This window comes from Bradyrhizobium sp. MI1.11 (genome assembly GCF_055811255.1).
This window is the reverse complement of sequence record NZ_JBVVPM010000018.1, coordinates 1-25598: the sequence shown is the minus strand read 5'-3', so window position 1 is coordinate 25598 and position 25598 is coordinate 1. Positions and strand designations below refer to the sequence as shown.

Sequence of the window (25598 nt, the reverse complement as noted above, 5' to 3'; positions counted from 1 at the left end):
GTCTCGCCTAGCGACATGAGACGCCATGCCCCTGAATCACAGCCGGATCGACGCGCGCGACTGGTCGCTGCTCGCTGTGCTCTCGGTGCTCTGGGGCGGGTCGTTCTTCTTCAACGGCGCGGCGCTGCGGGAATTGCCGCCGCTCACGCTGGTGCTTTTGCGCGTTGCACTTGGCGCGGCCATTCTACTGCCGCTGCTCCGTGTCCAGGGCATTGGCTTTCCCAAGGGCATCGCCGGCTGGAAACCGTTCGTCGCGATTGGGCTCCTCAACAACGTCATCCCGTTCTCGCTGATCGTGGTCGGCCAGACCTTCATTCCAAGCGGGCTGGCGTCGATCCTGAATGCCACCACGCCGCTGTTCACGGTGATCGTAATGGCGGCGGCAGGCGAAGAGGCCTTACGGCTGCGTCGCGCTGCCGGCGTGGCACTGGGCCTCGCCGGCGTGATCATCCTGCGCGGATGGGGCGCTGAAACACGGGCGGGGCAGGGGCTCGGTATCCTGCTCTGCCTCGGCGGCGCCTTCAGCTATGGCTTTGCGGCGCTGGCAGCGCGCCGGTTGTTGAAGGACTCCCCGCCGCTGGTGACGGCAGCCTATCAACTGATGGCTTCCACGGTGATGATGGTGATCGTCGCGGGCGCAGCGGAGCAGCCGTGGCGTCTGCCGATGCCGGGCATGACGACGTGGCTTGCAGTGCTTGGCCTTGCCGGCCTGTCGACGACGCTCGCCTATATCGTCTTCTTCCAGATCCTGCGGCGGTCGGGTGCGACCAACGTGATGCTGGTGACGCTGCTCATTCCCGTCACCGCCGTTCTTCTGGGATGGCTGGTGCTGGGCGAACCGATCTCGATGCGAGAGATCGCGGGCGCGATCGTGATCGGCAGCGCGTTGCTGGTGATCGATGGGCGCGTTCTGGACCTGCTTCGGCGCGGCACATAGTTCCAGAGTCGTCGTTTCACCTCACGGAAAATCGCGGCGCTTGCCAGCCGCCGCTCCCCTTGCGACACTCTCGGCAAAACAAGACTACAAAACAGGGGAGAGAACGATGCCGGGTCGTCGCGAAAACCTTGCTGCCCTCGCCATTCTTGCTGCCGCAGTGTTGGCCACAACACCGGCCCTGGCGCAGAAGAAATACGATCCCGGCGCCACCGATACCGAAATCAAGCTCGGCAACATCATGCCCTATAGCGGGCCGGCGTCGTCCTATGGCGTGATCGGCAAGACCGAGGCCGCGTTCTTCAAGATGATCAACGACCAGGGCGGCATCAACGGGCGCAAGATCAATTTCATCAGCTATGACGACGCCTATTCGCCGCCAAAGGCGATCGAGCAGGCGCGCAAGCTGGTCGAGAGCGACGAGGTGTTGCTGATCTTCCAGCCGCTCGGCACGCCTTCGAACTCCGCGATCATGAAATACATGAACGCCAAGAAGGTACCGCAGCTCTTCGTCGCCTCCGGCGGCACCAAGTTCGGCGACCCCAAGAATTTCCCATGGACCATGGGATTTCAGCCGAACTACCAGAGCGAGGGGCGGATCTACGCAAAATATATCCGTGACAACTTTCCAAACAGCAAGATCGCGGTGTTCTGGCAGAACGACGACGCCGGCAAGGACCAGTTCAAGGGCCTGAAGGATGGGCTCGGCGACAAGGCCAATATGATCATCGCCGACAAATCCTATGAGGTCAGCGATCCCTCGATCGACTCGCAGATCGTTGCGCTTCACGATTCCGGTGCCGACATCTTCTTCTCCTGGGCTGCGCCAAAGGGATCGGCACAGGCGATCCGGAAGGTCGGCGAGCTCGGCTGGAAGCCAAAATTCTTCCTCGCCAATACGGCTACGTCGATCGCCTCGGTGCTCAAGCCCGCCGGACTCGACTATTCCAAGGACATCATCTCGACCGCATATTTGAAGGATCCGACCGACCCGACCTGGGACAAGGACCCAGCGGTCATCGCGTGGCGTACCTTTATGGACAAGTACTATCCCGAAGGGGACAAGACCAACGCCAACAACCTTTATGGCTACGTTCAGGCGGAGGCGATGGCGCAGGTGCTGAAGCAGTGCGGCGATAATCTCACGCGTGACAACGTGATGAAGCAGGCCTCGAACCTGAAGGATTTCCACACCGACCTGATGCTGCCCGGCATCATGGTCAACACCTCGGCCGACGATTATTTCCCGATCGAGCAGATGCAGCTGATGCGCTTCAACGGGCAGGCCTGGGAGCTGTTCGGCGACGTCATCACAGGAGAGGTCGGCCACGAGCGCGGCCAGTAGAATGCGAGAAGCGCGGGCCTAGCCCGCGCTGAGCCGCACGCCGGCGCGCAGGAATTTCTGCGGATCGACCGCTTCGCCGTCGATCCGGGTTTCATAGTGCAGATGCGGGCCGGTGGAACGGCCGGTCGAGCCGACGAGTCCGACGACCTGGCCGATTCTCACGATCTCGCCGACCCTGACGTTGATCTCGGAGAGATGGCCGTAGCGAGTCGCAAGGCCATTGCCGTGATCGACCTCGATCATGCGGCCGTAGCCGCCGGACCAGCCGGCGGAGACGACCTTGCCGTTGGCGGTGACGCGAACGGGATCGCCGCTCGCCGCGCGGAAGTCGAGCCCGGTGTGCATCGCGGGCCGGCCGAGGAACGGATCGCTGCGCACGCCGAAACCGGAGGTGAACTCGACCTCGCCGATGACGGGCTTGCGATAGGGCACGAGTGCGAGGGTGCGATTGAGCCGGTCCATCTCGGCGCGGGTGCTGTTGATGCGATAGAGCTGCTTTTCGAACGGCCCCGAACTGGCGGTGAGTTTTACGGGTACGAAAGGCCCGCCCATCGCCGTGCGCGGCACGGCGGCTTCGAGATTTGCGAGGTTCAGGCCGAGATCGCTGACGACGCCGCGCATCCGGCGCATGCGTGAGTCCATGCCTTCCTCGACGGCGTTGAGCGCCGCCATCTGGCGACGCTCGACTTGGTCAAGCGAGGTCGTGAGCCGAACGACGACGTTGTCGAACCCTTGATTCTTGGCGAATTGATTGACGGGCGGAGCTGCGAGGGTCGGCGCGCGCGATTCGAGCCGCGCTTCGCGATCCGGCGGCGCCACGAAGATCACGGTGTCGCCGATCGGCGAGGGTTTTGGCGTGCCCTGCGTCGTCTGGCTGGCGTCGCCACGCTGCGGGGTGGACCGGGGAATCGATCCGGTCACGTCCGGCATGGACCCGAGCGCCGTGGCACGGGACTCCAGCGCCGTCTGGCGCTTCATGATCTGGTCGAGCTTCTGGTCGAACTGCTCCTGGTCGAGCAGTTGCCGGCTGGTGGTGCGGTCGACCTTGGCGCGCAGCTCGGCGATGCGGTCCTCATAGGCGTATTGCATCTCGGCCTGCCGGGCGATCAGCCGGGTGAGGACGTCGTCGCGGAAGGCGAAATAGGTCGCGGTTGCGGCCGACCAGAGCCCGAGCAACACGACGGTGCCGACCACGATCCAGAACACCACAGGTCCCAGGCGAACCTGCTTGCCGTGATGCACGATGGTGTAGGCGTCGTCGGTATCCGGAAGGGGAAGCGCTGTTGCCACAGCGGCGGCACGGCGATGAAAGGCTCGTCCGTGGTCGTGGGGGTGATGTTGGGGGTACTGCGAGAATTGGGCAGAACTTTTCGACATCGGCACTCCCGCGCCGGTCGGATGAGTCCGTACGGCCTAATTGCCGCGGCAATCTGGGCCAGTCATGGTTAATTTTCCGGAAACGGAACCGCTTGAATTTAAAGGATTGGTTAAAGCCTTCTTGCGGCCTCCAGCACCTCGTCGGCGTGGCCGTCGACCCGGACATTGCGCCAGATCCGGGCGATCTTGCCGTCGGCGCCAAGCAGCATCGTGGTACGAAGAACTCCCAGGAAGCTCTTGCCATACATGGACTTTTCGCCCCAGACGCCGTAGGCTTCCAGCATCTCGTGTGTCTCGTCCGAGATGAGGGGCACTCCGAGACCATGCTTGTCGCGGAACTTGTCCTGAGCCTTGACTGGATCAGCGGAGATACCGAGCACGGCGGTGCCAGCCGTGGCGAAGGCGCCGGTCAGCCGGGTGAAATCGATGGCCTCCCTGGTGCAGCCCGGCGTGTCGGCGCGGGGGTAGAAGAACAGGACCAGCTTCTGGCCGGTATAATCCGACAGCGCGACGACACCGCCACCGTCGCGGGGCAGGCGGAAGGCGGGAGCCTTCTGACCCTCGACCAAGCCGGCCTTCGCCGCCGTTTTGGGGGCGGATGCCGATTTGGAAGAATTTAACCGTTTCGATGCGTCCTTATGCGATGCTGTCTTTGCTATGGTCCCAGTTGATTTGCTCGCCGGTGTCCGCTGTGTTTTCGCGGACTTGGTTTGAGTCGCAGCCCGCGCTTTCACGGGCGTCTTTTTAGCCGTCGGACTACCGGAGGGCGTTTTGGACGATTTCTTTCGGGATTTCTTGGACATACGCCTTCCTTTCGTCGCTTTCGGCGGGTCAACCAAAGCGGTATTGCAGCCCTCTTCCGGTCTACCGGAATCGTGCCCTCGGCTGGGCGAGTCTGACGACGCCGGAGTCTGGTTACAAGGAATTCCACGCACCACCCCACTGCTCGTTGAACGCGCTCCCGGGGCGACATGACGAACAGAAGGAATATTCGAGGTATGGCGGCAATGCCGGCGCAGGGAGCTTCGCTTCCCGTCGACGGCTGCGGCCCCGGCGGCGCTCAATCCCACGACGGGCGCCTGTATCGAGAGGCAATGGCAAGGAATACGTCGCCCCAGGATTACAATCGGGATTTGGATCGGCGCGGCAGCCAACCAGAGCAGCAGCAATGGGACGACGCCGATTGGGATCCGGATCAGGAAGCGGCGGCGGGCTATCGGGCACGCCGGCTGTTGTCGCGTTCCAATTCGGGCTTCCATCGGTTCGCTGACGGGTTTGGGCCGCTGCGCCGCTGGATGGGCGGCGGTCGCTGGCTGAAGCGCGTGGCCGTGGTCGTCGGTGCCCTGGTTGTCATCTTCGTCGGCTGTTTCGGCGCACTGTGGTGGCGGCTCGGTGCCGGTCCCATCAATCTCGACATTGCGACGCCGTGGCTCGCCGCCGCGATCGAGGACAATATCGGTCACGGCAACACCGTGGAGGTCGGCGGCACGCAGATCGAACGGGCCGGGCGGATCCGCATCGCCGTGCGTATCCGTGATATCGTCGTGCGCGACCACGATCACGTCATTGTCGCCACCGCACCGAAGGCCGAGGTGAAGCTGTCGGGTGCAGGCCTGCTGATGGGGCATCTGCGCGCCGAAAGCCTCAACCTCGTCGATGCCGAGCTCGCGATCCGGATCGCGCCTGACGGGACGGTCACAGTGTCGGCTGGCGACACCGCAAAGCCGCTCGCCACCGGCGTCGCCTCCAAGAAGGACGCGGGGCTGCCGCCGACTTTCCCGCGCAACGGTGTCCCACCGCCGCCATTCGCAACCGAGCCTGCGACCCCCGACACATCGCAAGCCGCGACCCAGGTCACGGCCCCGACCGGCATTCTTCAGGGCCTCGACTGGCTCGACAGTCTGAGCATGACCGGCCTCGACGGCCAGAATCTCAACGAGATCGGCCTGAAGAACGGCAATCTGATCGTCGACGACCAGCAGCGCGGCAGCAAATGGACGTTCGAGAACATCACGCTCAGCCTGCGCCGACCGAGCCATGGCGGCGTCGCGCTCAGCCTCGGCGAGGAGGGCGCGCGTCCGTGGTCGTTGCGTGCCACGATCGGACCCACCGAGAACGGCGTGCGCTCGGTCGATATCCGCGCCGACAAGGTCTCGACCGCCAACATCCTGCTGGCGTTGCGGGTGAAGGACCTCACCTACACCGCCGACCTGCCGCTGACCGGCGAGCTCAAGGGCGAGCTCGGCCGCGACGGCGTGCCGACCTTCTTTCGCGGCAAGATCACGGTCGGTGCGGGCAACATCATCGACACCGATACGCCCGACTATCCGATGGCGATCGACTCGGCCGAGATCAATGTCGAGTGGGACGCCAACCGGCGGGTGCTGGTCGCTCCGTTCAAGATCCTCTCGGGCGCGAACCGCCTGACGCTGCTGGCTCATGTCGAGCCGCCCAACGGCAACGTCAATGACTGGCAGCTCGGTTTCAGCGGCGGCTCGATCCTGCTCGGCGGCATCGACAACGAGCCGCCGCTGGTCTTCAACCGTATTGCGATCGGCTTCCGCTTCGATACCGACCACAAGAGGCTGCTGTTGACGCAGGCCGATATCTCCAACGGAGAGATCGGCGTCGCCGGCACCGGTGCCATCGACTATTCGGGCGAGCCGCGGCTGACATTGGGCTTTGCGGGAACGCCGATGTCGGCCTCCGCGCTCAAGCGGATGTGGCCGACGCTTGTGGTTCCCGAGTTGCGCGAATGGGTAATCGAGCGGATCGAGCGTGGAACGCTCCAGCGCATCGAGATCGGCGTTAATTCGCCGACGAAGAATCTTCCGCGCAAGGGCCCACCCATTCCCGACGACGGCCTGTCGGTCAATATCGTGGCGAGCGGTGTCACGGTTCGTCCCGTCGATGGCCTGCCGGTGGTGCACGATGCCGATTTGAAGGCGCGCGTGACCGGGCGCACCGCGACGGTGAATATCGGGCAGGGCACTGCCGATACGCCAGCGGGCCGCAAGATCACGATTTCCGACTTCGTCTTCGAGGTGCCCGATATGGCGCCCAAGCCGTCGCCGTCGCGGACCAGGTTCCGTGTCGAAGGTCCGGTGCCTGCTGCCGCCGAAATGCTTTCCAACGATCGCCTGAGCGATCTGTCGTCGACCGTCATCGATCCCAATACGAGCAAGGGGACGTTCTCGGCGAACGTCCAGCTTGGGCTGCCAGTCAAGGGCGAGCTGACCAAAGCCGACACCACCTACAGCGTTACCGCCGATCTCAACGGTTTTGGTGCCGACAAGCTGGTGATGAACCAGAAGCTGGAGGCCAACAACCTCAAGATCGTCGCGAGCAACCAGGGCTATCAGGTCAAGGGCGACGTCAAGATCAACGGGCAGGCGGCCTCGCTCGACTACCGCAAACCGGCCGAGGGCGATGCGGACGTCAAATTGCAGGCTACGCTGGACGATGCGAGCCGCGCGCGCCTCGGGTTCGATCTGGGTCCCGCCGTCAGCGGATCGGTGCCGATCAAGCTCTCGGGCAAGATCGCCGGGGGGCCCGACCAGACGACGAAGCTCGGCATCGAGGCCGACCTGACCTCGGTCAAGCTCGACAACATCCTGCCCGGCTGGGTCAAGCTGCCGGGCAGAGCGGGCAAGGCCAGCTTCAAGGTGGTGCCGACGGCGCAATCGACGCGTCTGGAGGACATCGTCATCGAAGGCGGCGGCGCCTCGATCAAGGGGGCGCTCGAGGTCGATCCGAACGGCGACCTCATGAACGCGAACTTCCCGACCTACGCGCCGTCCGACGGCGACAAGGCGTCGCTGAAGGTGGAGCGCGGCCAGGACGGCGTGATCAAGGGCACGATGCGCGGCGACGTATTCGACGGCCGCGGTTTCCTGAAATCGGCAATCTCAGGCAGTTCCAAGGACGATGCCAAGAGCAAGACGAAGAACGTCGATTTCGACATGGACGTGAAGCTCGGCGCCGTCATGGGATTCAATGGCGAGGCGATGCGCAGCGTTGAGGCCAAGATGTCGCGGCGCAATGGTGCGGTCAAAGCCTTCACGCTGAGCGGCAGGATCGGAAAAGACACGCCTGTGGCAGCCGATTTGCGCGGAGGCCGCGCCCAGGGCAACCGCGAGGTGATCTATCTCCAGACCAGCGATGCCGGCGCGCTCCTGCGCTTCACCGACACCACCAACAAGGTCTTCGGCGGCCAGATGGTGGTGGCGATGGAGCCGCCGACGTCAGAGCCTACGACCAGGGAAGGCCTGATCAACGTGCGCGACTTCTCGGTCAAGGGAATGGATCAGCTCGATCGAGTCGCGGCAGGCGGTCCCAACGGTGCGCAGAGCGGCGTCGCCTTCACGGCGCTGCGAGCGGAGTTCACCCGGCAGAACGGCGCGCTCACGATCCGCGACGGCGTCGTCCAGGGGCCGATGATCGGCGGCACCATCGAAGGCTCGATCGACTATCCCGGCAACCAGGTCTGCATGAGCGGCACCTTCGTGCCGATGTACGGGCTCAACAATATCCCCGCTAAGATTCCACTCGTCGGCCTGTTGCTCGGCGGCGGTAGCAATGAAGGCGTGATCGGCGTCACGTATGAGGTCGTGGGCACGCCGGCCGCGCCGGTGATGCGCGTCAATCCGATCTCGGCGATGATGCCGGGTCTGTTCCGTAAGATCTTCGAGTTCAACACCGGCAAGCAGAACTCGCCGTTCGACGAGCAATTGCCGTCGGCACAATCCGGCGAGAGCCCGACCGGATCAGCAAGGCCGCTGTCGAGCGGCTGCAGCCTCGCGCGGCGATAGCCGCGGGCTACCCGCTTCTCGTGTCCGAGAATGAATGCGGATGGTGGTTTGCGCGCGGCCATCCTTCGAGACGCCCGCTCCGCGGGCTCCTCAGGATGAGGTCCTGTTCCAAGGATAAATCTTAGATCCTCATGGTGAGGAGCCCGCGGAGCGGGCGTCTCGAACCACGAGGCCCGTGCGCCGCCTTACGCCGCGCGCACGCCCGCGAGGAACGTCCCGACTTCGCCAGAGAGCTGCTCTGCCTGCTTGGAGAGGTTCGAGGCTGCGGCGAGCACCATGCCTGCGGCATTGCCGGTCTCGTTCGCTGCCGTGCTGACGCCGCCGATATTGGTGGTGACCTCCTGGGTCGCCTCGGCCGTCTGCGAGACACTGCGGGCGATCTCGGCGGTGGCGGCGCCTTGCTCCTCGATCGCGGTGCCGATCGAGGTGGCGATCCGGCTGACCTCCTCGATGGTGGCGGTGATGCCGCCGATGGCGTCCACCGCTTCCTTGGTCGCGCCTTGGATCTGGGCGATCTTGTCGCCGATCTCGCGGGTGGCTTCCGCAGTCTGGCTCGCCAGCGACTTCACCTCGGAGGCGACGACGGCAAAGCCGCGGCCGGCTTCACCGGCGCGCGCGGCCTCGATGGTGGCGTTGAGCGCGAGCAGATTGGTCTGCGCCGCGATGCTGGAAATCAGCTCGGCGACGTGCTCGATCTGCTGGGCGCCGTCCGAAAGGGCCCGCACGATCGTGTCGGTGCGGCGTGCGCTGTCCACGGCGCGTCCGGTGACCACGGCGGACTGCGCGACCTGACGGCTGATCTCGGTGATGGAGGAGGACAGCTCCTCGGCGGCGGCCGCGACCGTCTGGACGCGCTGGCTGGCTTCGGTGGCGGCCGAGCCGACGACGGCGGCGCGGCGGTTGGTGCCTTCCGCGGTCGACGACATCGACTTGGCGGTGACCTCCAGCTCGCCGGAGCCCGAGGCCATCAGCCCGACGAGCTGGCCGACCGAGGCATCGAACCGGTCGGCAAGCGAGATCAGCGCGTCGCGCTTCTCCTGCTCGCTGCGGGTCTTGGTGGCGACCTGCTCGGCCTCCAGCTTGCGCGCCGTCAGCGCGGTCTGCCTGAGCACTTCGAGGGTCTCCGCCATGCGGCCGATCTCGTCGCCGCGACCGGTCTCCTCGACCGCGGTGTCGATGGCGCCTTCGGAAATGGCCTGCATGCGGTTCTTCTGGCGGTCGAGTGCGCCGAGCACGTCGCGGGCGATCAGCCAGGACAGTGTCGCCATCAGCAGCATCAGGCCGATGCCTATCGCACCCAATTCCAGCGTCAAGGCTCGCACGTCGGCATCGATGTCGTCGACATAGAGGCCGTAGCTGATCGTCGCGTTCCAGGGCGCGAATTTGCGCGCGAACACGGTCTTGCGGACGGGCTCCGTCTGGCCGGGGCGGGGATAGAGATAGGAGGTCACGCCGCCCTGTGCGGTCTCAGCGCCGGCCTTGATAATGGCGTCGGCGATCGGGACGCCATTGGAGTCCTTCGCACCGGTGATCTTGCCTTCGAGCTGCTGGTTGGCGCCGTTGACGATGAGGGATGTATCGGCGTTGTAGACCACCGGATAGCCTTGGCCGCCATTGAAGCTCATGCGGCGGCCCCGCAGATGGAACTGGACCTTCGCTTCGGCCTGCGTCAGCTTGCCGGCGCCGACCTCCTCTTCGAGTGATTGGGCGAGGTTGTGGAGCATATCGACCGCGGTCCGCATCTGCTGGACACGGTCCTCCAGCATGCGGCTCTTGCCGAGCACGGAGGACACCCCGATGATGGCCGTGACCGTGAGCGCCGAAAGACAGACCATGCTGGCGAGCTTGGTGCGGATCTTGAGGTGACTCAGCAGCTTCATCACGGCCTCGACGGAATGATTATTGTTGCTCGCGTCGGTAGCATGAATTTCTTACCAATCATGAATGGACGTGTGCGACGAGCTGCCGCGCAAGCGGCGTCCGCGAGCTGCATGCGCAAACATCCATGCGGAAATGCGCCGCGTGGGCACACGGCGCGTCAACTGGGAGACAAAAATTGTGTGGGTCTATAGTCCCGACCGAATCCGGTGGGAGCGGACATGAACCGATTCGTCCACCGCCTCATCATGTCGATGCTGCTGGTCGCGGTCCTCGTCCTCGTCTGGAACGTGCTGGGCTCGCGCTGAGATGGCACCCGCAAATGTACGGGTGCCATCTCTTTATTCGCGGATCAATTGCTGACGCCTCAGCGCCGCGCGAACGCGCCGCCGGTTGTGCCGCTAGTCCTTGCCTATCGCCGCATCGGCGCTGACCGAGCCGCCGCCGGCTGCCGAGAGGTAGAGGCAGGCGAAGCAGAACAGGATCGCCGCGGTGCCACCATTGAGCAGCGGCAGGAACACCGGCGTTTCGCCCTTGAACATGTGCCCCATGAAATAGGCGAAGGCCATCTCACCCGAGAGGATGAATGCCGCGAGGCGGGTGAACAGGCCGATCATCAGCAGCGCGCCAAGCACGAGCTCAAGCGTACCGGCTGCGTAGATAATCGGCGGGATGTTTGCGAAGTAGGGAAGCACCGGAAACTTGAACAGCTTGGCGATGCCGTACTGGAACAGCAGCAGGCCGGTGACGAAACGAAACAGGCTCAAGAGAACCGGTTGAAAGCGAACGAGATAGGGAAAGTTCATTGGTTTGTGCCCTCCATCCAATGCTGCGACTCGGACCGCATTCAGTTCTGCGCTGCAAGCCGCCCAAGGGCAATTTGCGCTGACATTTTTGTCATGTCGGACAAAACACCGCGGGAGGGACTTTCAGCCGCGCGCCATCCACATCTTTTGCAGCTGTTCGCGCCGTGCCCATCCGTAATTTCCCGGTGACGCGAATGCCCGCAGGTTACCTCTGAGACACCTACCGCCGCAAGGCGGGCACGACCAGGAACGGGATCATCCCGAGCACCACGCTCGCAAGCGCGAAGGCGAGCAGCGCGTTGTAGCCGTGGGTCGCGTCGTGGATCAGGCCGCCGCTCCAGGAGCCGAACGCCGAGCCGAGTCCGCTGCCGATCGAGATGGTGCCGTAGATGGTGCCGACGCGCTTGCCCCCGAAGATCTTCATCGCGGTCGCCGTGATCAGCGGTCCACGTGAGCCCATCATGCTGCCGAAGCAGACCACGAATCCGGTGAGCAGGAGGAGATTGGCGGAGTATTGCAACAGCCACAGCAGGAAGATGCCGAGGATCGAGATCGCGTAGCTGAGCAGCACCGACGGCCGGCGTCCGATCAGGCCGTCGAGCGCTGACACGCCGAGCATGCCGAACACCAGGACGACGCCGGAGAAGCCCCAGGCCGTCGCGGCCTGCAGCGGCGGAAAGCCGGCATCGATCAGATAGGCCACGATCTGGGCGGCGATCGCGTACATGCCGACCGCGGTGAAGAAGAAGGTCGAGAACAGCGCCCAGAAGGCGTGATGGCGCATCGCGCTCGGAAGGGTCCAGCCGTGATCGACGAAATCGGGATCGGTCTTCTTGGCGATATGCGGCGAGCCCGAGGCGAACAGCCGCCATGGCAGCAGCATCAGCGGCACCAGCAGGCCGAGCGCGGCGAAGCCGAACAGCTGGTAGGTTTCGCGCCAGCCGAGATGATCGATCAAAAGCTGCGAGGCCGGCAGCAGCGCCAGCACGCCGCCCCCCATGGCCGAGTAGACCACCGCCATCGCGGTCGGCAGCTTTGGGCCGAACCAGCGGCCGAGCAGGATCGAGTTCGGCACATTGCCGATGAAGGCGACGCCGATGCCGACGCAGAGTCCGATCGAGAGCTGGAATTGCCAGAGTGACTGCGCGTGGCTTGCGATCAGGAAGGCCGAGCCGAGCAGCAACAGCCCGAGTGCATAGACGATGCGCGGTCCGGAATGATCGAACAGGCGCCCGACCAATGGCGCCATCAGTCCGCTGACGAGCCAGGTCAGCGAATAGATCGAGACCACCTGGGCGCGATCCCAGCCAAAGTTTTCCGAGATCGGCTTCAGGAAGACGGTGAAGCTTTCGCTGAGGCCGCGGCCGAGCACGGCGAGTGTGAAGCAGAGCGCGAGCACCACCAGCGCGGTGCGCACGACGCCCTGCGGCGTCGCCGTGACGCGTTCCCGGGGCGTTTGCTTGGACTGTTCCTCTAGCGTGTTCTGGTCCATTGCCGATCAGGGAGCGCGCTTCAGCGCGCCCTGACAAGCAGCGAAAAGCTCATACGCCTATGCAGGCCTGAGGAGGATGTGCTTCTTCTTGCCGAACGACAGTTTGACCACGCCTTCCGGCGTCAGGTTGGCCGCCGACAACGCCATCTTCTCGTCCGTGACAGGCTCGTCATTGACGCGCAGGCCGCCGCCCTTGATCTGGCGCCGTGCTTCGCCATTGGAGGCAACGAGGCCCGCCTTGACGAAGGCATTGAGCACGCCGAGGCCGGCGTCGAACTCGCCGCGCGGAATTTCCACGGTCGGGAGACTCTCGGCCAGCGCGCCTTCCTCGAAGGTGCGGCGCGCGGTCTCGGCCGCCTCGTTCGCGGCGTCGCGGCCATGCAGGAGCGCGGTCGCCTCGGTGGCGAGTACCTTCTTGGCCTCGTTGATCTCGGAGCCTCCGAGCGCCTCGAGCTTCCTGATCTCGCTCATCGGCAGCGTCGTGAACAGCTTGAGGAATTTGCCGACGTCGGCATCCTCGGTGTTGCGCCAGTACTGCCAGAAATCATACGGCGAGAATTGGTCGGCGTTGAGCCAGACCGCGCCTTGCGCGGTCTTGCCCATCTTGACCCCCGATGCCGTCGTCAGCAGCGGCGTCGTCAGCGCGAACAGCTGATGGGTGCCCATGCGGCGGCCGAGATCGACGCCCATGATGATGTTGCCCCACTGGTCGGAGCCGCCCATCTGCAAGTTGCAGCCGGTCCGCCTGGCGAGTTCGACATAGTCGTAGGCCTGGCAGATCATGTAGTTGAACTCGATGAAGCTCATCTCCTGCTCGCGTTCGAGGCGCAGGCGCACGGAGTCCATGGTCAGCATACGGTTGACCGAGAAGTGCCGGCCGACGTCGCGCAGCATCTCGATGTAGTTGAGCTTTGTCAGCCACTCGGCATTGTCGAGCATGATGGCGTCGCTCTTGCCGTCGCCATAACGCAGCACTTTTGCGAACACGCCGCGGATCGATTCCTTGTTGGCCTCGATCTCGGCGACAGAGCGGATTGCACGCGTCTCGTCCTTGCCGGAGGGATCGCCGACCATGGTGGTGCCGCCGCCCATCAGGGTGATCGGCTTGTTGCCGGACTGCTGCAGCCAGTGCAGCATCATCATGGTCAGGTAGTTGCCGATATGCAGCGAGCGGGCGGTGCAATCGTAGCCGACATAGCCGGTCACCTCGCCCTTGGCGGCGAGTGCGTCCAGCCCCTCGAAATCGGAGCACTGATGGACGAATCCACGTTCCTGCAGCGTGTTGAGGAAATCCGATTTGAATGCAGTCATTTGTCGGCGCGCCTGACAATTCTTGGTTTACTGTTTTGGGAGCAATTTAAGGGTCTTCTATGGGAACTCGATTGCTGCCCGCCACTTTGGCCTGTGGCATTATAAGATGTGTCCCTCTGGCACAAGATCGGCATGCCGGAAGGGTCTCTTGAGGACGCTGATCCATGATGTTGACGGCACTCGGTTTGATGAGCGGCACCTCGCTGGACGGGGTGGATGTTGCGCTGATCGAAACCGACGGAAAGCAGGTGAAGGCGTTCGGGCCGTCCGGCTACCGGCCGTATAGCCCGGCGGAGCGCAACCTGCTGCGCCAGGCGCTGAGCGAGGCGGTGCACCTGCCGCAGCGCGATGCCCGGCCGGGGATTTTGGCCGAGGCCGAGCGCGCGGTGACCCAGGCGCATGCTGAGGCGGTCGCCGCCTTTGTCGCCCAGAATCGGATGAGGCCGGAAGACATCGACATCGTCGGCTTCCACGGCCAGACCGTGCTGCATCGCCCCGAGAAACGGCTGACGGTGCAGATCGGCGATGCGCCGGCGCTGGCCAAGGCGATCCACATCCCCGTGATGCATGATTTCCGCGCCGCCGACGTCGAAGCTGGCGGGCAGGGCGCGCCATTCGTGCCGGTCTACCACCGGGCGCTCGTCCAGTCGCTGGAGCGCGAAGGGCCGATCGTTGTCGTCAATATCGGCGGCGTCTCCAACATCACCTATATCGACGGCAACGACACGCTGATCGCCTGCGATACCGGGCCCGGCAACGCGCTGCTCGACGATTTCATGTACCGCACCATGAACCAGGCGTTCGACGCGGACGGAAAGTTCGCCGCCCTCGGCAAGGCGGACGAAGCCTGGATCGCGCGGGCGCTGGAGTTGCCGTTCTTCGCAAGCCCGCCGCCGAAATCGCTCGACCGCAACGATTTTGCCGCACTAAAGCTCGGCGAGGTGCAGCCGGCCGACGGCGCCGCGACTCTGACCGCCTTCACCGCGGCGGCCATCGCCCGCATCATCCCGCTGCTGCCACGCAGGCCGCGAAGCTGGATCGTCTGCGGCGGTGGCGCCCGCAACCGGACCATGCTCCAGATGCTGCGGGAGCGCGTTGGGTCCGCCACTGTCGAGGCCGCCGAGGCAGTCGGCTGGGCCTCCGACGCCATCGAGGCGCAGGCCTTCGGCTTCCTTGCCGCGCGCGGCCTGAAGGGCCTGCCGCTGTCGTATCCCGCGACCACGGGCGTGCCAATGCCAATGACGGGCGGGGTGATCGCGCGGCCTTGAGGTGATCCCCAGATCGATACCGGTCGATGCAAATGCATTGAACTTGACGAATGCATGCAAATGCATCTATCTTGGATGCAGTTGCATCCAACTGCCGGGATCTTTGCCATGACCGCTTCACTCAGACTGATCAGCCACAAGCTTTGTCCATACGTGCAGCGCGCGGTGATCGCGCTCAAGGAGAAGGGCGTTCCGTTCGAGCGGGTCGACATCGATCTCGCCAACAAGCCGGACTGGTTTCTCAAACTGTCGCCGCTTGGCAAAGTGCCGGTGCTGGTCGTGACGACCGACAAGGGCGAGGTCGCGCTGTTCGAGAGCAACGTGATCTGCGAGTACATCGAGGAGACGCAAGGCGGTGTGAAGCTGCATCCGGCGGATGCCTTGAAGCGTGCCGAGCACCGGGCGTGGATGGAGTTTGGTTCAGCAGTGCTCGGCGATCTCTGGGGCCTGGAGACCACGACCGATCCGGCGACGTTCGAGAGCAAGCGCCAGGCGCTCGTTGCAAAATTCGCGCGGGTCGAGGCGGCGCTCGGCGCCGGTCCTTATTTTGCCGGCGAAGCGTTCAGTTTGGTCGACGCAGTGTTCGCGCCCGTCTTCCGCTATTTCGATCTGTTCGACGAGCTGACCGAGCACGGCATTTTCCGCGATGTGCCGAAGGTCCGCGCATGGCGCGCCGAACTGGCGAAGCGTCCGAGCGTCCGCACCGCGGTCGGCGCGGACTATCCGCAATTGCTGCGCGCCTTCCTGGTGCGGCATGACGCGCATCTGCTCAAGCTCGCGGCTTGAGCCCTCGCCGATGTCGCAATCCATGGCCTGGCTGATGCTGGTGGTCGCCGGCGTGCTTGATGTCGGCTGGGCGATCTCGATGAAATACGCGGAGGGCTACACGCGTGTGAGCTGGAGTATCGTCTCGCTGGTGCTGCTCGCCGCCTTTGTGTTCCTGCTCGGACGCGCCTTGAAGGTGCTCGAGGTCGGCGTCGCCTATTCGGTGTGGACGGGCATTGGCGCCGCCGGCACCTTCATCATGGGCGTCGTGCTATTCGGCGAGACCCTGAGCGCGATGAAGATCGCGGGGATCGTGCTGGTGCTGACGGGGATCGCGGCGCTCAAGCTGGCCTAGAGCTCTGCGGCCATTTTCGCGAGCGTCGCGATCGTGTTCATGTTGCGCGCGGTGCCGGTCTTGGCGGCGGGGATGACCAGCTTCGACGTGCCCATGCCGTCGCCGTAATGCACGTAGATCTCGCGGTGGCCGAGGCGGACCTCCTCCTTGTTCTGGCCGCGAATGCCGGCGAGCGCATCCGCCGGCGGCGCCTTGTCGAGGAAGATCGCGACGGTGCGGTTGGGCGCGGCCTTTGGAAACGGATTATCGGCCAAGACCCGCGCCATCTCGGTGGCGCTGCGCACGAGCACGCCGACCGGCGCGCCGGCATAGGCGTGCAACCGCTTTTCGAGTGCGGTCTTGATCGCAGATTGCGACTTGCGGCTTGTGAAGACGACGTTGCCGCTTGCAATATAGGTGCGCACAGCGGCGTAGCCGAGCTCCTCGCAAATGGCCTTGAGTTCGCTCATCGGCAGTTTGCCGGTGCCGCCGACATTCACGGCACGCAGCAATGCGATGAACGCGCCCACGGAAAGCTCAGCGCACGTTGGCGAGGCGCATGTCGAGATAGGCGGTGATGGTTTCCATCAGCGGCTCGAGCTTGGCGTCGAAGAAGTGGTTGGCGCCGGGGATGACCTGCTGGTCGATCACGATGCCCTTTTGCGTCTTCAGCTTCTCGACCAGCGTGTTGACGTCCTTGGGCGGCACCACCGCGTCCTTCTCGCCATGCACGATCAGGCCAGAGGACGGGCAGGGCGCGAGGAACGAGAAGTCGTAGAGGTTGGCGGGCGGCGCGATCGAGATGAAGCCCTCGACCTCCGGGCGGCGCATCAGCAACTGCATGCCGATCCAGGCGCCGAAGGAGAAGCCGGCAACCCAGCAGGCGCGCGCTTCGGGATTGATGGTCTGCGCCCAGTCGAGCGCCGCGGCCGCGTCCGACAATTCGCCAGTGCCGTGGTCGAACGAGCCCTGGCTGCGGCCGACGCCGCGGAAATTGAACCGCAGCACGGAGAAGCCGCGATGCGCGAACGCATAGTAGCACTGGTAGATGATCTGATGATTCATCGTGCCGTGGAACTGCGGATGCGGATGCAGGACCATCGCGATCGGCGCGTTCTTCTGCTTGGCCGGATGGTAGCGGCCTTCGAGACGGCCGGCGGGGCCGGTGAAAATAACTTCAGGCATGATGATCTCTTGATTGATCCCTTGAAGACGCTCTTCAACAATCAACCGATTGTGCGGATTTCATCGGCTGCTGGGCCGATCAAGCCGCGAATGGAAGGGTGGAGCGGCGCCCTCGGATGATGCGCGAGCGGCGCGCGGCGAACTGACGCGCGCGTTCTAACATGAGGCGAGGGTCAAAAAGCAAGCATCTTGAACATCCCGCAATCGGCTCAAGATGTTAGCGTCATGGCCGTTCCGTCGCGCGATGGGGAATCCGGAATCGAGATTGCCAAGTGCTCCAGGGGAGCCCATGTCGGGTACCAGCGCTGGCGCAACAACCACGATCGCAGGTAATATAGTAGTCTATGCCGAGCCGCATCTATCTCGACTGGAATGCGACCACGCCGCTTCGTCCCGAGGCCCGAAGCGCAATGCTCGCAGCCTCCGAGCTCATCGGCAATCCCTCCTCGGTTCATGCCGAGGGGCGCGAGGCGCGACGGCTTGTCGAGGACGCGCGGGCCCTGCTTGCGACCTCCGTCGGCGCGTTGCCGCGGAACGTGGTTTTCACCTCCGCGGGAACCGAAGCCAACGCGCTGGCGCTGTCGCCGGGCCTTCGAGGGCCTTCTGGCGGGCCTGTTGAGCGGCTCCTAGTCTCGGCGGTCGAGCATGCGTCGGTGCTGGCGGGCGGCCGGTTCCCGGCCGATAGGATCGGTCAGGTCAGGGTTACGCGCTCCGGCGTGATCGACCTCGACGATTTGAAGGCGCTGCTCGGCGACGGCCCGCCGGCGCTGGTCTCCATCATGGCGGCCAACAATGAGACGGGCGCGCTGCAGCCTATCGCCGAGGCCGCGGCAATCGTTCACGCGGCTGGCGGCCTCCTGCACGTCGATGCAATCCAGGCGTTTGGAAAAATCCCTTTCGATATCAAAGCTATCGGCGCAGACCTTGCGACCTTTTCTGCACACAAGATCGGCGGTCCCAAGGGTGTTGGCGCGCTGGTCGCGGCCGAGGGCGTGGCCGGGCTTGAGCCGTTGCTGCGGGGCGGCGGGCAGGAGATGAACCGGCGCGCGGGAACCGAGAATGTCGCCGGCATTGCCGGCTTCGGGGCAGCGGTGCGGGTCGCCCTTCAGGCTTTGTCGGAGGATGCAGCGCGGATGGCAAGTCTCAGAGATCGCTTGGAAAATGGCATTCGCTCCATGGCCGGCGCAACGGTCTTCTCAAGTGACGTCAAGCGGTTGCCAAATACCGTTCTGTTCACCGCCCCCGGCCTTAAGGCCGAGACCGCGGTGATCGGCTTCGACCTCGAAGGCGTCGCCGTGTCCTCAGGCTCTGCCTGTTCCTCGGGCAAGGTTCAGCCGTCCCACGTGTTGTCGGCAATGGGGTATGATCCGACCGTCGCCCAAGGAGCGGTGCGTCTTAGTCTGGGCTGGTCCACGGAGCCGGATGACATCAACAGGGCGTTAGAGGCTTGGCGAAAGCTCGGTAATACCCTACTTAAGGGATAAGCGATGAAACACGGCTTGAACGGTTCTAAGCGCGTGCTTCCCGCCAAGAAACATCGTAATAGTCGTCCGAGTTTGATGATCCACCGCGGTCCTTGAAACCGCGAGCGGAGGATAGAATGCCAGCCGTGCAAGAGACGGTCGAGCGCGTGAAGCGCATCGACGTCGATCAGTATCGTTATGGGTTTGAGACCCTGATCGAGTCCGACAAGGCCCCAAAGGGGCTGTCGGAAGAGACCGTCAAGTTCATCTCCGAGAAGAAGAACGAACCCGCCTGGATGCTCCAGTGGCGGCTCGAAGCCTATCGGCGCTGGCTAACCATGACCGAGCCGACCTGGGCGCGCGTCGATTATCCCAAGATCGACTTCCAGGACCTCTATTATTATTCGGCGCCGAAGCCGAAGAAGACGATCACCTCGCTCGACGAGATCGATCCAGAGATTCTGAAGACCTACGAGAAGCTCGGCATTCCCTTGCGGGAAGTCGCCATGCTCGAAGGCGTCGAGCCGAAGCCCGGCGAGGAAGATCCCACGCGTCGCAAGATCGCGGTCGATGCCGTCTTCGATTCGGTTTCGGTTGCGACCACCTTTAAGGCGGAGCTGAAGAAGGCCGGCGTGATCTTCATGCCGATCTCGGAGGCGATCCGCGAGCATCCCGAGCTGGTGCAGAAATATCTGGGATCCGTGGTGCCGACCTCGGACAATTTCTACGCGACGCTGAACTCGGCGGTGTTTTCGGACGGTTCGTTCGTCTACGTGCCGCCGGGCGTGCGCTGCCCGATGGAGCTGTCGACGTACTTCCGCATCAACGAGCGCAACACCGGCCAGTTCGAGCGCACGCTGATCATCGCCGACAAGGGCTCCTACGTCTCCTATCTCGAGGGCTGCACCGCGCCGCAGCGCGACGAGAACCAACTGCACGCAGCCGTGGTCGAGCTCGTCACGCATGACGACGCCGAGATCAAATATTCGACGGTGCAGAACTGGTATCCCGGCAATTCGGAAGGCAAGGGCGGCATCTACAATTTCGTCACCAAGCGTGGCGATTGCCGCGGCAACAATTCCAAGATCTCCTGGACCCAGGTCGAGACCGGTTCGGCGATCACCTGGAAATATCCGAGCTGCATCCTGCGCGGCGACAATTCGCGTGGCGAATTCTACTCGATCGCGATCTCGAACGGCTATCAGCAGGTCGACTCGGGCACCAAGATGATCCATCTCGGCAAGAACACGTCGAGCCGGATCATCTCCAAGGGCATCGCCGCCGGCAAGTCGCAGAACACCTATCGCGGCCTCGTCACGGCGCATCGTAAGGCGACCGGCGCGCGCAACTTCACCGCCTGCGATTCGCTGTTGATCGGCGACAAATGCGGCGCGCACACCGTTCCCTACATCGAAGCCAAGAACTCGTCGGCGACGTTCGAGCACGAGGCCACCACGTCGAAGATCTCCGAGGACGTGCTGTTCTACTGCATCCAGCGCGGCCTCACGCAGGAGGAGGCGGTCGGCCTCGTGGTCAACGGCTTCGTCAAGGACGTGCTGCAGCAACTGCCGATGGAGTTCGCGGTGGAAGCGCAGAAGCTGATCTCGATCTCGCTTGAAGGATCGGTCGGCTAGCGCCGACCTCATCCTGAGGAGGCCGCGTAAGCGGCCGTCTCGAAGGATGGATACGAAAAGATTGTTGGCCTTAATCCTTCGAGACGCGCCTGCGGCGCTCCTCAGGATGAGGAGATAGATGGAAACAAGATATGGCTTTGCTCGAAGTGAAAGACCTCAAGGTTCGTGTTGAGGAACGTGAGATCCTCCACGGGCTGACGCTGACCGTGAACGAGGGCGAGATCCACGCGATCATGGGGCCGAACGGCTCCGGCAAGTCGACGCTGTCCCACGTCATCGCCGGCAAGCCGGGTTACGAGGTGACCGACGGCGAGATCCTGTTCAAGGGCGAAGATTTGCTCGCGATGGCCCCCAACGAGCGCGCCGCCAAGGGCGTGTTCCTGGCGTTCCAGTATCCGGTCGAGATCCCCGGCGTCTCCACCATGAATTTCCTGCGTACCGCGCTGAACGCGCAGCGCAAGGCGCGCGGCGAGAGCGAATATTCGACGCCCGACTTTTTGAAGAAAGTCCGCGAAGTCTCGAAGTCGCTGAACATCCCGCAGGACATGCTCAAGCGCGGCGTCAATGTCGGTTTTTCCGGCGGCGAGAAGAAGCGCAACGAGGTGCTGCAGATGGCGCTGTTTGAGCCGAGCCTGTGCATCCTCGACGAGATGGATTCCGGCCTCGACATCGACGCGTTGCGCATTGCGGCCGATGGTGTCAACGCGCTGCATTCGCCCAAGCGCGCGATGGTCGTTATCACCCACTATCAGCGGTTGCTGAACTACATCGTCCCCGACATCGTGCACGTGATGTCGAAGGGCCGTGTCGTGAAGAGCGGCGGCAAGGAACTGGCGCTGGAGCTGGAAGCGTCCGGCTACGCCCAGTTCGAGGACGCCGCGTAAGGAATTTTGCGATGAACGTTGCTGTGGCAAAGACCGGAAATGGCCGCGCGGTGAGCGATCTCTTCGCCAGCGCCGCAGGCCGTCTGCCGGGTTCGCCTTCCGTGATCGCGGTGCGTCGCGAGGCGTTCGAGACCTATGAGCGTCTCGGCCTGCCGCACCGCCGGATCGAGGAATGGAAATACACCGATCTGCGCGCGCTGGTCGGCGAGGTGCTGCCGCTGGCGGCTGCACCCGATGCGGCTGCGTTGAAGCGTGCCGCGGACGCCGTGAAGGCGCATGCGATCGCGGGCGCCCGCAAGCTGGTGCTGGTCGACGGCGTGTTCGCGGCCGATTTGTCGGACCTGAAGGCGCTTGGCTCCGAGGTGAGCGTCAAGACGTTGCGTGAGGTGCTGGAGAACAAGGCCAATCCCGCCGCCGCCGATCTCCTGCAGACCATTTCAAGCGACGCCGTGATCTCGCTCAATGCGGCGATGGCGACCGACGGCGTGGTGATCTCGGTCGCTGATGGCGCGCAGCCGTCCGCCCCGGTCCAACTTATTCATGTCGCGACCGCATCTTCGGCCTCGTCGTTCACGCGCTCGCATCTGCGTATCGGCAAGGGCGCCCGGGCGACGATCATCGAAAGCTTCGTCGCGGCTGGAAAGACGAGCGCCTATCAAGTCAACGACGCCGTCATCCTCTGGGTCGGCGACAACGCCGATGTCGCGCATATCCGCCTGATGGACGATTCGCCGGATGCGGTGAACATTACCTCGCAGTTCGTCACGGTCGGTGCGAACACGAAGCTCAATTTCTTCAACATGACCACCGGTGCTGCGGTCAGCCGCCTGCAAGGCTTCATCACGCTGGCGGGCGAGGGCAGCGAGCTCTCCGTTAACGGCGTGAACCTGTTGCAGAAGACCGAACATGGCGACACCACCCTGGTGGTCGACCACGCCGTGCCGAACTGCGTCAGCCGGGAAGTCTTCCGCGCCGTGATCGACGACCGTGCGCACTCGGTGTTTCAGGGCCGTATCATCGTTCGTCCCGACGCACAGAAGACCGACGGCAAGATGATGATCCGCGCGCTGCTGCTCTCGGACGAAGCGGAAGCCGACAACAAGCCCGAGCTCGAGATTTTCGCTGACGACGTCTCTTGCGGCCATGGCGCCACCGCCGGCGCGCTCGACGACAGCCTGCTGTTCTACCTGAAGGCGCGCGGCCTGCCGGAGAAGCAGGCCCAGGCGCTGCTGATCCAGGCTTTCGTCGGCGAGGCGATCGAGCAGATCGCCGACGATGATCTGCGCGAGCACGTGATCGGCATTGCCGAGCGCTGGCTGGAGCGGCGCCAATGAGCATGCATCCGGCAGTCAAGAACGGCTCTTACGACGTTGCGCGCGTGCGCGAAGATTTTCCGGCGCTGGCCATGCAGATCTACGGCAAGCCGCTGGTCTATCTCGATAACGCGGCTTCTGCACAGAAGCCGAGCGCCGTGCTCGATCGCATGACGCAGGCCTATACCTCCGAATACGCCAACGTGCATCGCGGCCTGCATTATCTCGCCAATGCCGCGACCGAGGCCTATGAGGGCGGCCGCATCAAGGTGGCGCAGTTCATTAACGCGCCGCGACCTGAGGAAGTGATCTTCACCCGCAACGCGACCGAGGCGATCAACCTCGTCGCCTCGTCCTGGGGCGAGCCGAACATCAAAGAAGGCGACGAGATCGTTATCTCGATCATGGAGCACCACTCCAACATCGTGCCCTGGCATTTTCTCAGAGAACGCCATGGTGCCGTGATCAAATGGGCCCCGGTCGACGACGAGGGCAATTTCCTCATCGACGAATTCGAAAAGCTGCTGACCTCGAAGACCAGGCTGGTCGCGATCACGCAGATGTCGAACGCGCTCGGCACCATCGTTCCGGTCAAGGACGTCGTGAAGATCGCCCATGCCCGCGGCATTCCCGTGCTGGTCGACGGCAGCCAGGGCGCGGTGCATATCCCAGTCGACGTCCAGGACCTCGGCTGCGACTTCTACGTCTTCACCGGCCACAAGGTCTACGGTCCGACCGGCATCGGCGTGCTCTGGGCCAAGTACGACCACCTGGTCGCGATGCGCCCGTTTAACGGCGGCGGCGAGATGATCCGCGAGGTCTCGCGCGACGTCGTCACCTACGGCGATCCCCCGCACAAATTCGAGGCCGGCACGCCGGCGATCGTCGAGGCGGTCGGGCTTGGCGCCGCCATCGACTACGTCAATTCGATCGGCAAGGAGCGCATCGCCGCGCACGAGCACGATCTCGTCACCTACGCCCAGGACAAGCTGCGCGAGATCAACTCGCTGCGGCTGATCGGGACGGCGCGGGGCAAGGGCCCGGTGATCTCCTTCGAGCTCAAGGGCGCGCACGCCCATGACGTCGCCACCGTGATCGACCGCCAGGGCATCGCGGTGCGCGCCGGCACCCATTGCGTGATGCCGCTTTTAGAGCGGTTCAACGTCACGGCCACATGCCGGGCGTCGTTCGGCATGTATAATACGCGAGAAGAAGTCGATCATCTGGCACAGGCGCTGTTGAAGGCGCGGGATTTGTTCGCATGAGTGACACGGCCGAAATCAAAGCCAATCCGATGGAAACCCAGTCGGCGCTGCCGCCTGAGGAGACCGAGCGTCTCACCACCGAGATCATCGCCGGGCTGAAGACCGTGTTCGACCCGGAAATCCCGGCTGACATCTACGAGCTCGGCCTGATCTACAAGGTCGAGATCAAGGACGATCGCTCGGTCGACGTGCAAATGACGCTGACGACGCCGAACTGCCCGGCTGCCGGCGAGCTGCCGACCATGGTCGAGAACGCGGTCGCCAGCGTTCCCGGCGTCGGCGTGGTCGACGTCAAGGTGGTCTGGGAGCCGGCCTGGACGCCGGAACGCATGAGCGACGAGGCCCGCCTCGTGCTCAACATGTGGTGACGCGTAACCCTGGCTTTAGATACTCGTTAGATCCTTGGCATTGAATTCGCTCGGCAACGGACCACATCATTGACATGACACAGATATCGTCGGGCTCGACACCAGCATCCACTCCGAAACCGCGGCGGCCGCGCCCACAAGTGATGCGGCTGACGGATGCTGCTGCCCAGCGCATCAACGAGCTGACCCAGCGCGCCGATTCCGAGATTGTGGGCCTGCGCGTCGGCGTCAAGAACGGCGGCTGCGCCGGCCAGTCCTACACGGTCGAATACGCCCATGATGTTCGCCCGACCGACGAGGTCGTCGAGGACAAGGGCGTCAAGATCCTGGTCGATCCGAAGGCCGTGCTGTTCCTGCTCGGTACCGAGATGGACTACAAGGCCGACAAGATGCAGGCCCAGTTCGTCTTCAACAACCCCAACCAGATCTCCGCCTGCGGCTGCGGCGAGTCGGTCGAGCTGCGCCCGGCGCAGATCGACGGGTAGTTTTTCCGTCATTGCGAGGAGCACTTGCGACGAAGCAATCCAGGCTGTCTCCGCGTCGACAGCCTGGATTGCTTCGCTTCGCTCGCAATGACGGCGGTGGTATGAACGCTGGGCTGCTCGCCCCGGGAAGCCTGCCATGAACCGCGAATTCCTGATCGACCTGTTCGCCGATTTCGGCCCCGTCGCCATCCGAAAAATGTTCTCCGGCTACGGCATCTCCGCCGACGGCGTCAATTTCGCGCTGGCCTTGCGCGCGGGCCTGTTTTTCCGCGCCGACGAGGTGACCATCCCGGATTTTGAAGCGGAAGGCTCGAAGCCGTTCCAATACGCGACCCGCGCCAAGACCGTGGTGGTGAACTCCTATTGGGAGCTGCCGGCTCGGCTGTTCGACGATTCCGAGGAGCTTTCGCAATGGGCGAGGGCCGCGCTCGCCGCCGCCCAGCGCGCCAAGGTGAAGAAGCGGCCCAAGCTCAAGAAGGCGGCGAAGAAGGTTGCGAAGAAGCCGCCGGCGAATAAACGAACAATCAAGAAGGCGGTTCGTAGGGTGGGCAAAGGCGCTTAGCGCCGTGCCCACCATCTTCCCGCGATTGCGACCTGTAATGGTTGATCTTCCCCCAAAAAAGTGGACATGGATCAAGCCGATTTTAGCTCCATCTCGACCGGGCTGATATAGCCGATGG

At 63.8% G+C, this 25598-nt stretch carries 22 protein-coding genes; 14 read left to right on the top strand and 8 right to left on the bottom strand.

What is annotated here, in order from left to right; all coding sequences use genetic code 11:
* The first annotated feature begins 25 nt into the window (after positions 1–25).
* Positions 26–937, top strand: a complete 912-nt coding sequence (locus tag AC0L30_RS18995) for a DMT family transporter (protein WP_473404964.1) — start codon at positions 26–28, stop codon at positions 935–937.
* A 106-nt stretch (positions 938–1043) separates the two neighbouring features.
* Positions 1044–2279 (top strand): ABC transporter substrate-binding protein, encoded by a 1236-nt coding sequence (locus AC0L30_RS18990; protein ID WP_007591580.1) that lies wholly within the window; start codon positions 1044–1046, stop codon positions 2277–2279.
* Positions 2280–2297: 18 nt separating this feature from the next.
* Here AC0L30_RS18990 and AC0L30_RS18985 read toward each other — a convergent pair whose 3' ends face one another.
* Positions 2298–3656: a M23 family metallopeptidase gene (locus AC0L30_RS18985; protein ID WP_007591578.1), complete on the bottom strand. Its 1359-nt coding sequence runs from the start codon at positions 3654–3656 to the stop codon at positions 2298–2300.
* Positions 3657–3766: 110 nt separating this feature from the next.
* Positions 3767–4459: a peroxiredoxin gene (locus AC0L30_RS18980; protein ID WP_007591576.1), complete on the bottom strand. Its 693-nt coding sequence runs from the start codon at positions 4457–4459 to the stop codon at positions 3767–3769.
* A 204-nt stretch (positions 4460–4663) separates the two neighbouring features.
* Here AC0L30_RS18980 and AC0L30_RS18975 point away from each other — a divergent pair, with 204 nt between their 5' ends.
* On the top strand, positions 4664–8467 hold the full coding sequence (locus AC0L30_RS18975; protein ID WP_007591574.1) for a YhdP family protein: 3804 nt from the start codon (positions 4664–4666) through the stop codon (positions 8465–8467).
* A gap of 185 nt (positions 8468–8652) precedes the next feature.
* On the opposite strand, the gene AC0L30_RS18970 is transcribed toward AC0L30_RS18975, so the two are convergent.
* The 4 genes from AC0L30_RS18970 to tyrS all read right to left on the bottom strand — a co-directional run bounded on the left by AC0L30_RS18970 (position 8653) and on the right by tyrS (position 13954).
* Entirely contained in the window at positions 8653–10347 is a 1695-nt protein-coding gene (locus AC0L30_RS18970) for a methyl-accepting chemotaxis protein (protein WP_007591573.1), read from the bottom strand.
* Between the two features lie 399 nt (positions 10348–10746).
* Positions 10747–11151, bottom strand: coding sequence for a DoxX family protein (locus AC0L30_RS18965; protein WP_007591572.1), 405 nt, complete (start codon positions 11149–11151; stop codon positions 10747–10749).
* A 220-nt stretch (positions 11152–11371) separates the two neighbouring features.
* Entirely contained in the window at positions 11372–12643 is a 1272-nt protein-coding gene (locus AC0L30_RS18960) for an MFS transporter (protein WP_473404963.1), read from the bottom strand.
* Positions 12644–12700: 57 nt separating this feature from the next.
* Positions 12701–13954 carry a tyrosine--tRNA ligase gene (gene tyrS / locus AC0L30_RS18955; protein WP_007591570.1) on the bottom strand — a complete coding sequence of 418 codons (1254 nt, stop codon included), beginning with the start codon at positions 13952–13954 and terminating at the stop codon, positions 12701–12703.
* Between the two features lie 164 nt (positions 13955–14118).
* Here tyrS and AC0L30_RS18950 point away from each other — a divergent pair, with 164 nt between their 5' ends.
* From AC0L30_RS18950 to AC0L30_RS18940, 3 genes are all read left to right on the top strand, one after another.
* Positions 14119–15222: an anhydro-N-acetylmuramic acid kinase gene (locus AC0L30_RS18950; RefSeq protein ID WP_007591569.1), complete on the top strand. Its 1104-nt coding sequence runs from the start codon at positions 14119–14121 to the stop codon at positions 15220–15222.
* A gap of 108 nt (positions 15223–15330) precedes the next feature.
* Positions 15331–16008 (top strand): glutathione S-transferase family protein, encoded by a 678-nt coding sequence (locus AC0L30_RS18945; RefSeq protein WP_354128161.1) that lies wholly within the window; start codon positions 15331–15333, stop codon positions 16006–16008.
* A 10-nt stretch (positions 16009–16018) separates the two neighbouring features.
* Positions 16019–16342 carry a DMT family transporter gene (locus AC0L30_RS18940; protein WP_354128162.1) on the top strand — a complete coding sequence of 108 codons (324 nt, stop codon included), beginning with the start codon at positions 16019–16021 and terminating at the stop codon, positions 16340–16342.
* Here AC0L30_RS18940 and AC0L30_RS18935 read toward each other — a convergent pair.
* Together AC0L30_RS18935 and AC0L30_RS18930 are read right to left on the bottom strand one after the other, a co-directional pair.
* Positions 16339–16851 (bottom strand): DUF1697 domain-containing protein, encoded by a 513-nt coding sequence (locus AC0L30_RS18935; RefSeq protein WP_007591564.1) that lies wholly within the window; start codon positions 16849–16851, stop codon positions 16339–16341. The genes AC0L30_RS18940 and AC0L30_RS18935 overlap by 4 nt on opposite strands.
* Positions 16852–16858: 7 nt before the next feature.
* Positions 16859–17506 carry an alpha/beta hydrolase gene (locus tag AC0L30_RS18930; RefSeq protein ID WP_007591562.1) on the bottom strand — a complete coding sequence of 216 codons (648 nt, stop codon included), beginning with the start codon at positions 17504–17506 and terminating at the stop codon, positions 16859–16861.
* Positions 17507–17850: 344 nt separating this feature from the next.
* Here AC0L30_RS18930 and AC0L30_RS18925 point away from each other — a divergent pair, with 344 nt between their 5' ends.
* From AC0L30_RS18925 to AC0L30_RS18890, 8 genes are all read left to right on the top strand, one after another.
* Positions 17851–18990 carry a cysteine desulfurase family protein gene (locus tag AC0L30_RS18925; RefSeq protein WP_007591560.1) on the top strand — a complete coding sequence of 380 codons (1140 nt, stop codon included), beginning with the start codon at positions 17851–17853 and terminating at the stop codon, positions 18988–18990.
* A 116-nt stretch (positions 18991–19106) separates the two neighbouring features.
* A complete protein-coding gene (gene sufB / locus AC0L30_RS18920) occupies positions 19107–20603 on the top strand; it encodes a Fe-S cluster assembly protein SufB (protein ID WP_007591558.1) in 1497 nt (498 codons plus the stop codon).
* Between the two features lie 131 nt (positions 20604–20734).
* Positions 20735–21487, top strand: a complete 753-nt coding sequence (gene sufC, locus AC0L30_RS18915; protein ID WP_007591556.1) for a Fe-S cluster assembly ATPase SufC — start codon at positions 20735–20737, stop codon at positions 21485–21487.
* 11 nt (positions 21488–21498) lie between these two features.
* Entirely contained in the window at positions 21499–22821 is a 1323-nt protein-coding gene (sufD, locus tag AC0L30_RS18910; RefSeq protein ID WP_007591553.1) for a Fe-S cluster assembly protein SufD, read from the top strand.
* A complete protein-coding gene (locus tag AC0L30_RS18905) occupies positions 22818–24065 on the top strand; it encodes a cysteine desulfurase (protein WP_007591552.1) in 1248 nt (415 codons plus the stop codon). Before sufD ends, AC0L30_RS18905 begins: the two co-directional genes overlap by 4 nt.
* Positions 24062–24433, top strand: a complete 372-nt coding sequence (locus AC0L30_RS18900) for an SUF system Fe-S cluster assembly protein (protein ID WP_007591551.1) — start codon at positions 24062–24064, stop codon at positions 24431–24433. Before AC0L30_RS18905 ends, AC0L30_RS18900 begins: the two co-directional genes overlap by 4 nt.
* A 74-nt stretch (positions 24434–24507) precedes the next feature.
* The gene (locus tag AC0L30_RS18895) at positions 24508–24918 is read left to right on the top strand and encodes a HesB/IscA family protein (protein WP_081747958.1); all 411 of its coding nucleotides are present in this window, start codon (positions 24508–24510) and stop codon (positions 24916–24918) included.
* A gap of 136 nt (positions 24919–25054) precedes the next feature.
* Positions 25055–25480 (top strand): TfoX/Sxy family protein, encoded by a 426-nt coding sequence (locus AC0L30_RS18890; RefSeq protein WP_007591550.1) that lies wholly within the window; start codon positions 25055–25057, stop codon positions 25478–25480.
* Positions 25481–25598 lie beyond the last annotated feature (118 nt).

Excerpts from the sequence above, each read along its gene's own strand:
- AC0L30_RS18930 (WP_007591562.1), bottom strand. The coding sequence starts at position 17,506 with ATGCCTGAAGTTATTTTCACCGGCCCCGCCGGCCGTCTCGAAGGCCGC.
- AC0L30_RS18995 (WP_473404964.1), top strand. The coding sequence starts at position 26 with ATGCCCCTGAATCACAGCCGGATCGACGCGCGCGACTGGTCGCTGCTC.
- AC0L30_RS18925 (WP_007591560.1), top strand. The coding sequence starts at position 17,851 with ATGCCGAGCCGCATCTATCTCGACTGGAATGCGACCACGCCGCTTCGT.
- AC0L30_RS18895 (WP_081747958.1), top strand. The coding sequence starts at position 24,508 with ATGACACAGATATCGTCGGGCTCGACACCAGCATCCACTCCGAAACCG.
- AC0L30_RS18975 (WP_007591574.1), top strand. The coding sequence starts at position 4,664 with ATGCCGGCGCAGGGAGCTTCGCTTCCCGTCGACGGCTGCGGCCCCGGC.
- AC0L30_RS18965 (WP_007591572.1), bottom strand. The coding sequence starts at position 11,151 with ATGAACTTTCCCTATCTCGTTCGCTTTCAACCGGTTCTCTTGAGCCTG.
- sufB (WP_007591558.1), top strand. The coding sequence starts at position 19,107 with ATGCCAGCCGTGCAAGAGACGGTCGAGCGCGTGAAGCGCATCGACGTC.
- AC0L30_RS18985 (WP_007591578.1), bottom strand. The coding sequence starts at position 3,656 with ATGTCGAAAAGTTCTGCCCAATTCTCGCAGTACCCCCAACATCACCCC.
- AC0L30_RS18900 (WP_007591551.1), top strand. The coding sequence starts at position 24,062 with ATGAGTGACACGGCCGAAATCAAAGCCAATCCGATGGAAACCCAGTCG.
- sufC (WP_007591556.1), top strand. The coding sequence starts at position 20,735 with ATGGCTTTGCTCGAAGTGAAAGACCTCAAGGTTCGTGTTGAGGAACGT.
- AC0L30_RS18990 (WP_007591580.1), top strand. The coding sequence starts at position 1,044 with ATGCCGGGTCGTCGCGAAAACCTTGCTGCCCTCGCCATTCTTGCTGCC.
- sufD (WP_007591553.1), top strand. The coding sequence starts at position 21,499 with ATGAACGTTGCTGTGGCAAAGACCGGAAATGGCCGCGCGGTGAGCGAT.
- AC0L30_RS18970 (WP_007591573.1), bottom strand. The coding sequence starts at position 10,347 with ATGAAGCTGCTGAGTCACCTCAAGATCCGCACCAAGCTCGCCAGCATG.
- tyrS (WP_007591570.1), bottom strand. The coding sequence starts at position 13,954 with ATGACTGCATTCAAATCGGATTTCCTCAACACGCTGCAGGAACGTGGA.
- AC0L30_RS18945 (WP_354128161.1), top strand. The coding sequence starts at position 15,331 with ATGACCGCTTCACTCAGACTGATCAGCCACAAGCTTTGTCCATACGTG.
- AC0L30_RS18940 (WP_354128162.1), top strand. The coding sequence starts at position 16,019 with ATGTCGCAATCCATGGCCTGGCTGATGCTGGTGGTCGCCGGCGTGCTT.
- AC0L30_RS18960 (WP_473404963.1), bottom strand. The coding sequence starts at position 12,643 with ATGGACCAGAACACGCTAGAGGAACAGTCCAAGCAAACGCCCCGGGAA.
- AC0L30_RS18905 (WP_007591552.1), top strand. The coding sequence starts at position 22,818 with ATGAGCATGCATCCGGCAGTCAAGAACGGCTCTTACGACGTTGCGCGC.
- AC0L30_RS18890 (WP_007591550.1), top strand. The coding sequence starts at position 25,055 with ATGAACCGCGAATTCCTGATCGACCTGTTCGCCGATTTCGGCCCCGTC.
- AC0L30_RS18980 (WP_007591576.1), bottom strand. The coding sequence starts at position 4,459 with ATGTCCAAGAAATCCCGAAAGAAATCGTCCAAAACGCCCTCCGGTAGT.
- AC0L30_RS18950 (WP_007591569.1), top strand. The coding sequence starts at position 14,119 with ATGATGTTGACGGCACTCGGTTTGATGAGCGGCACCTCGCTGGACGGG.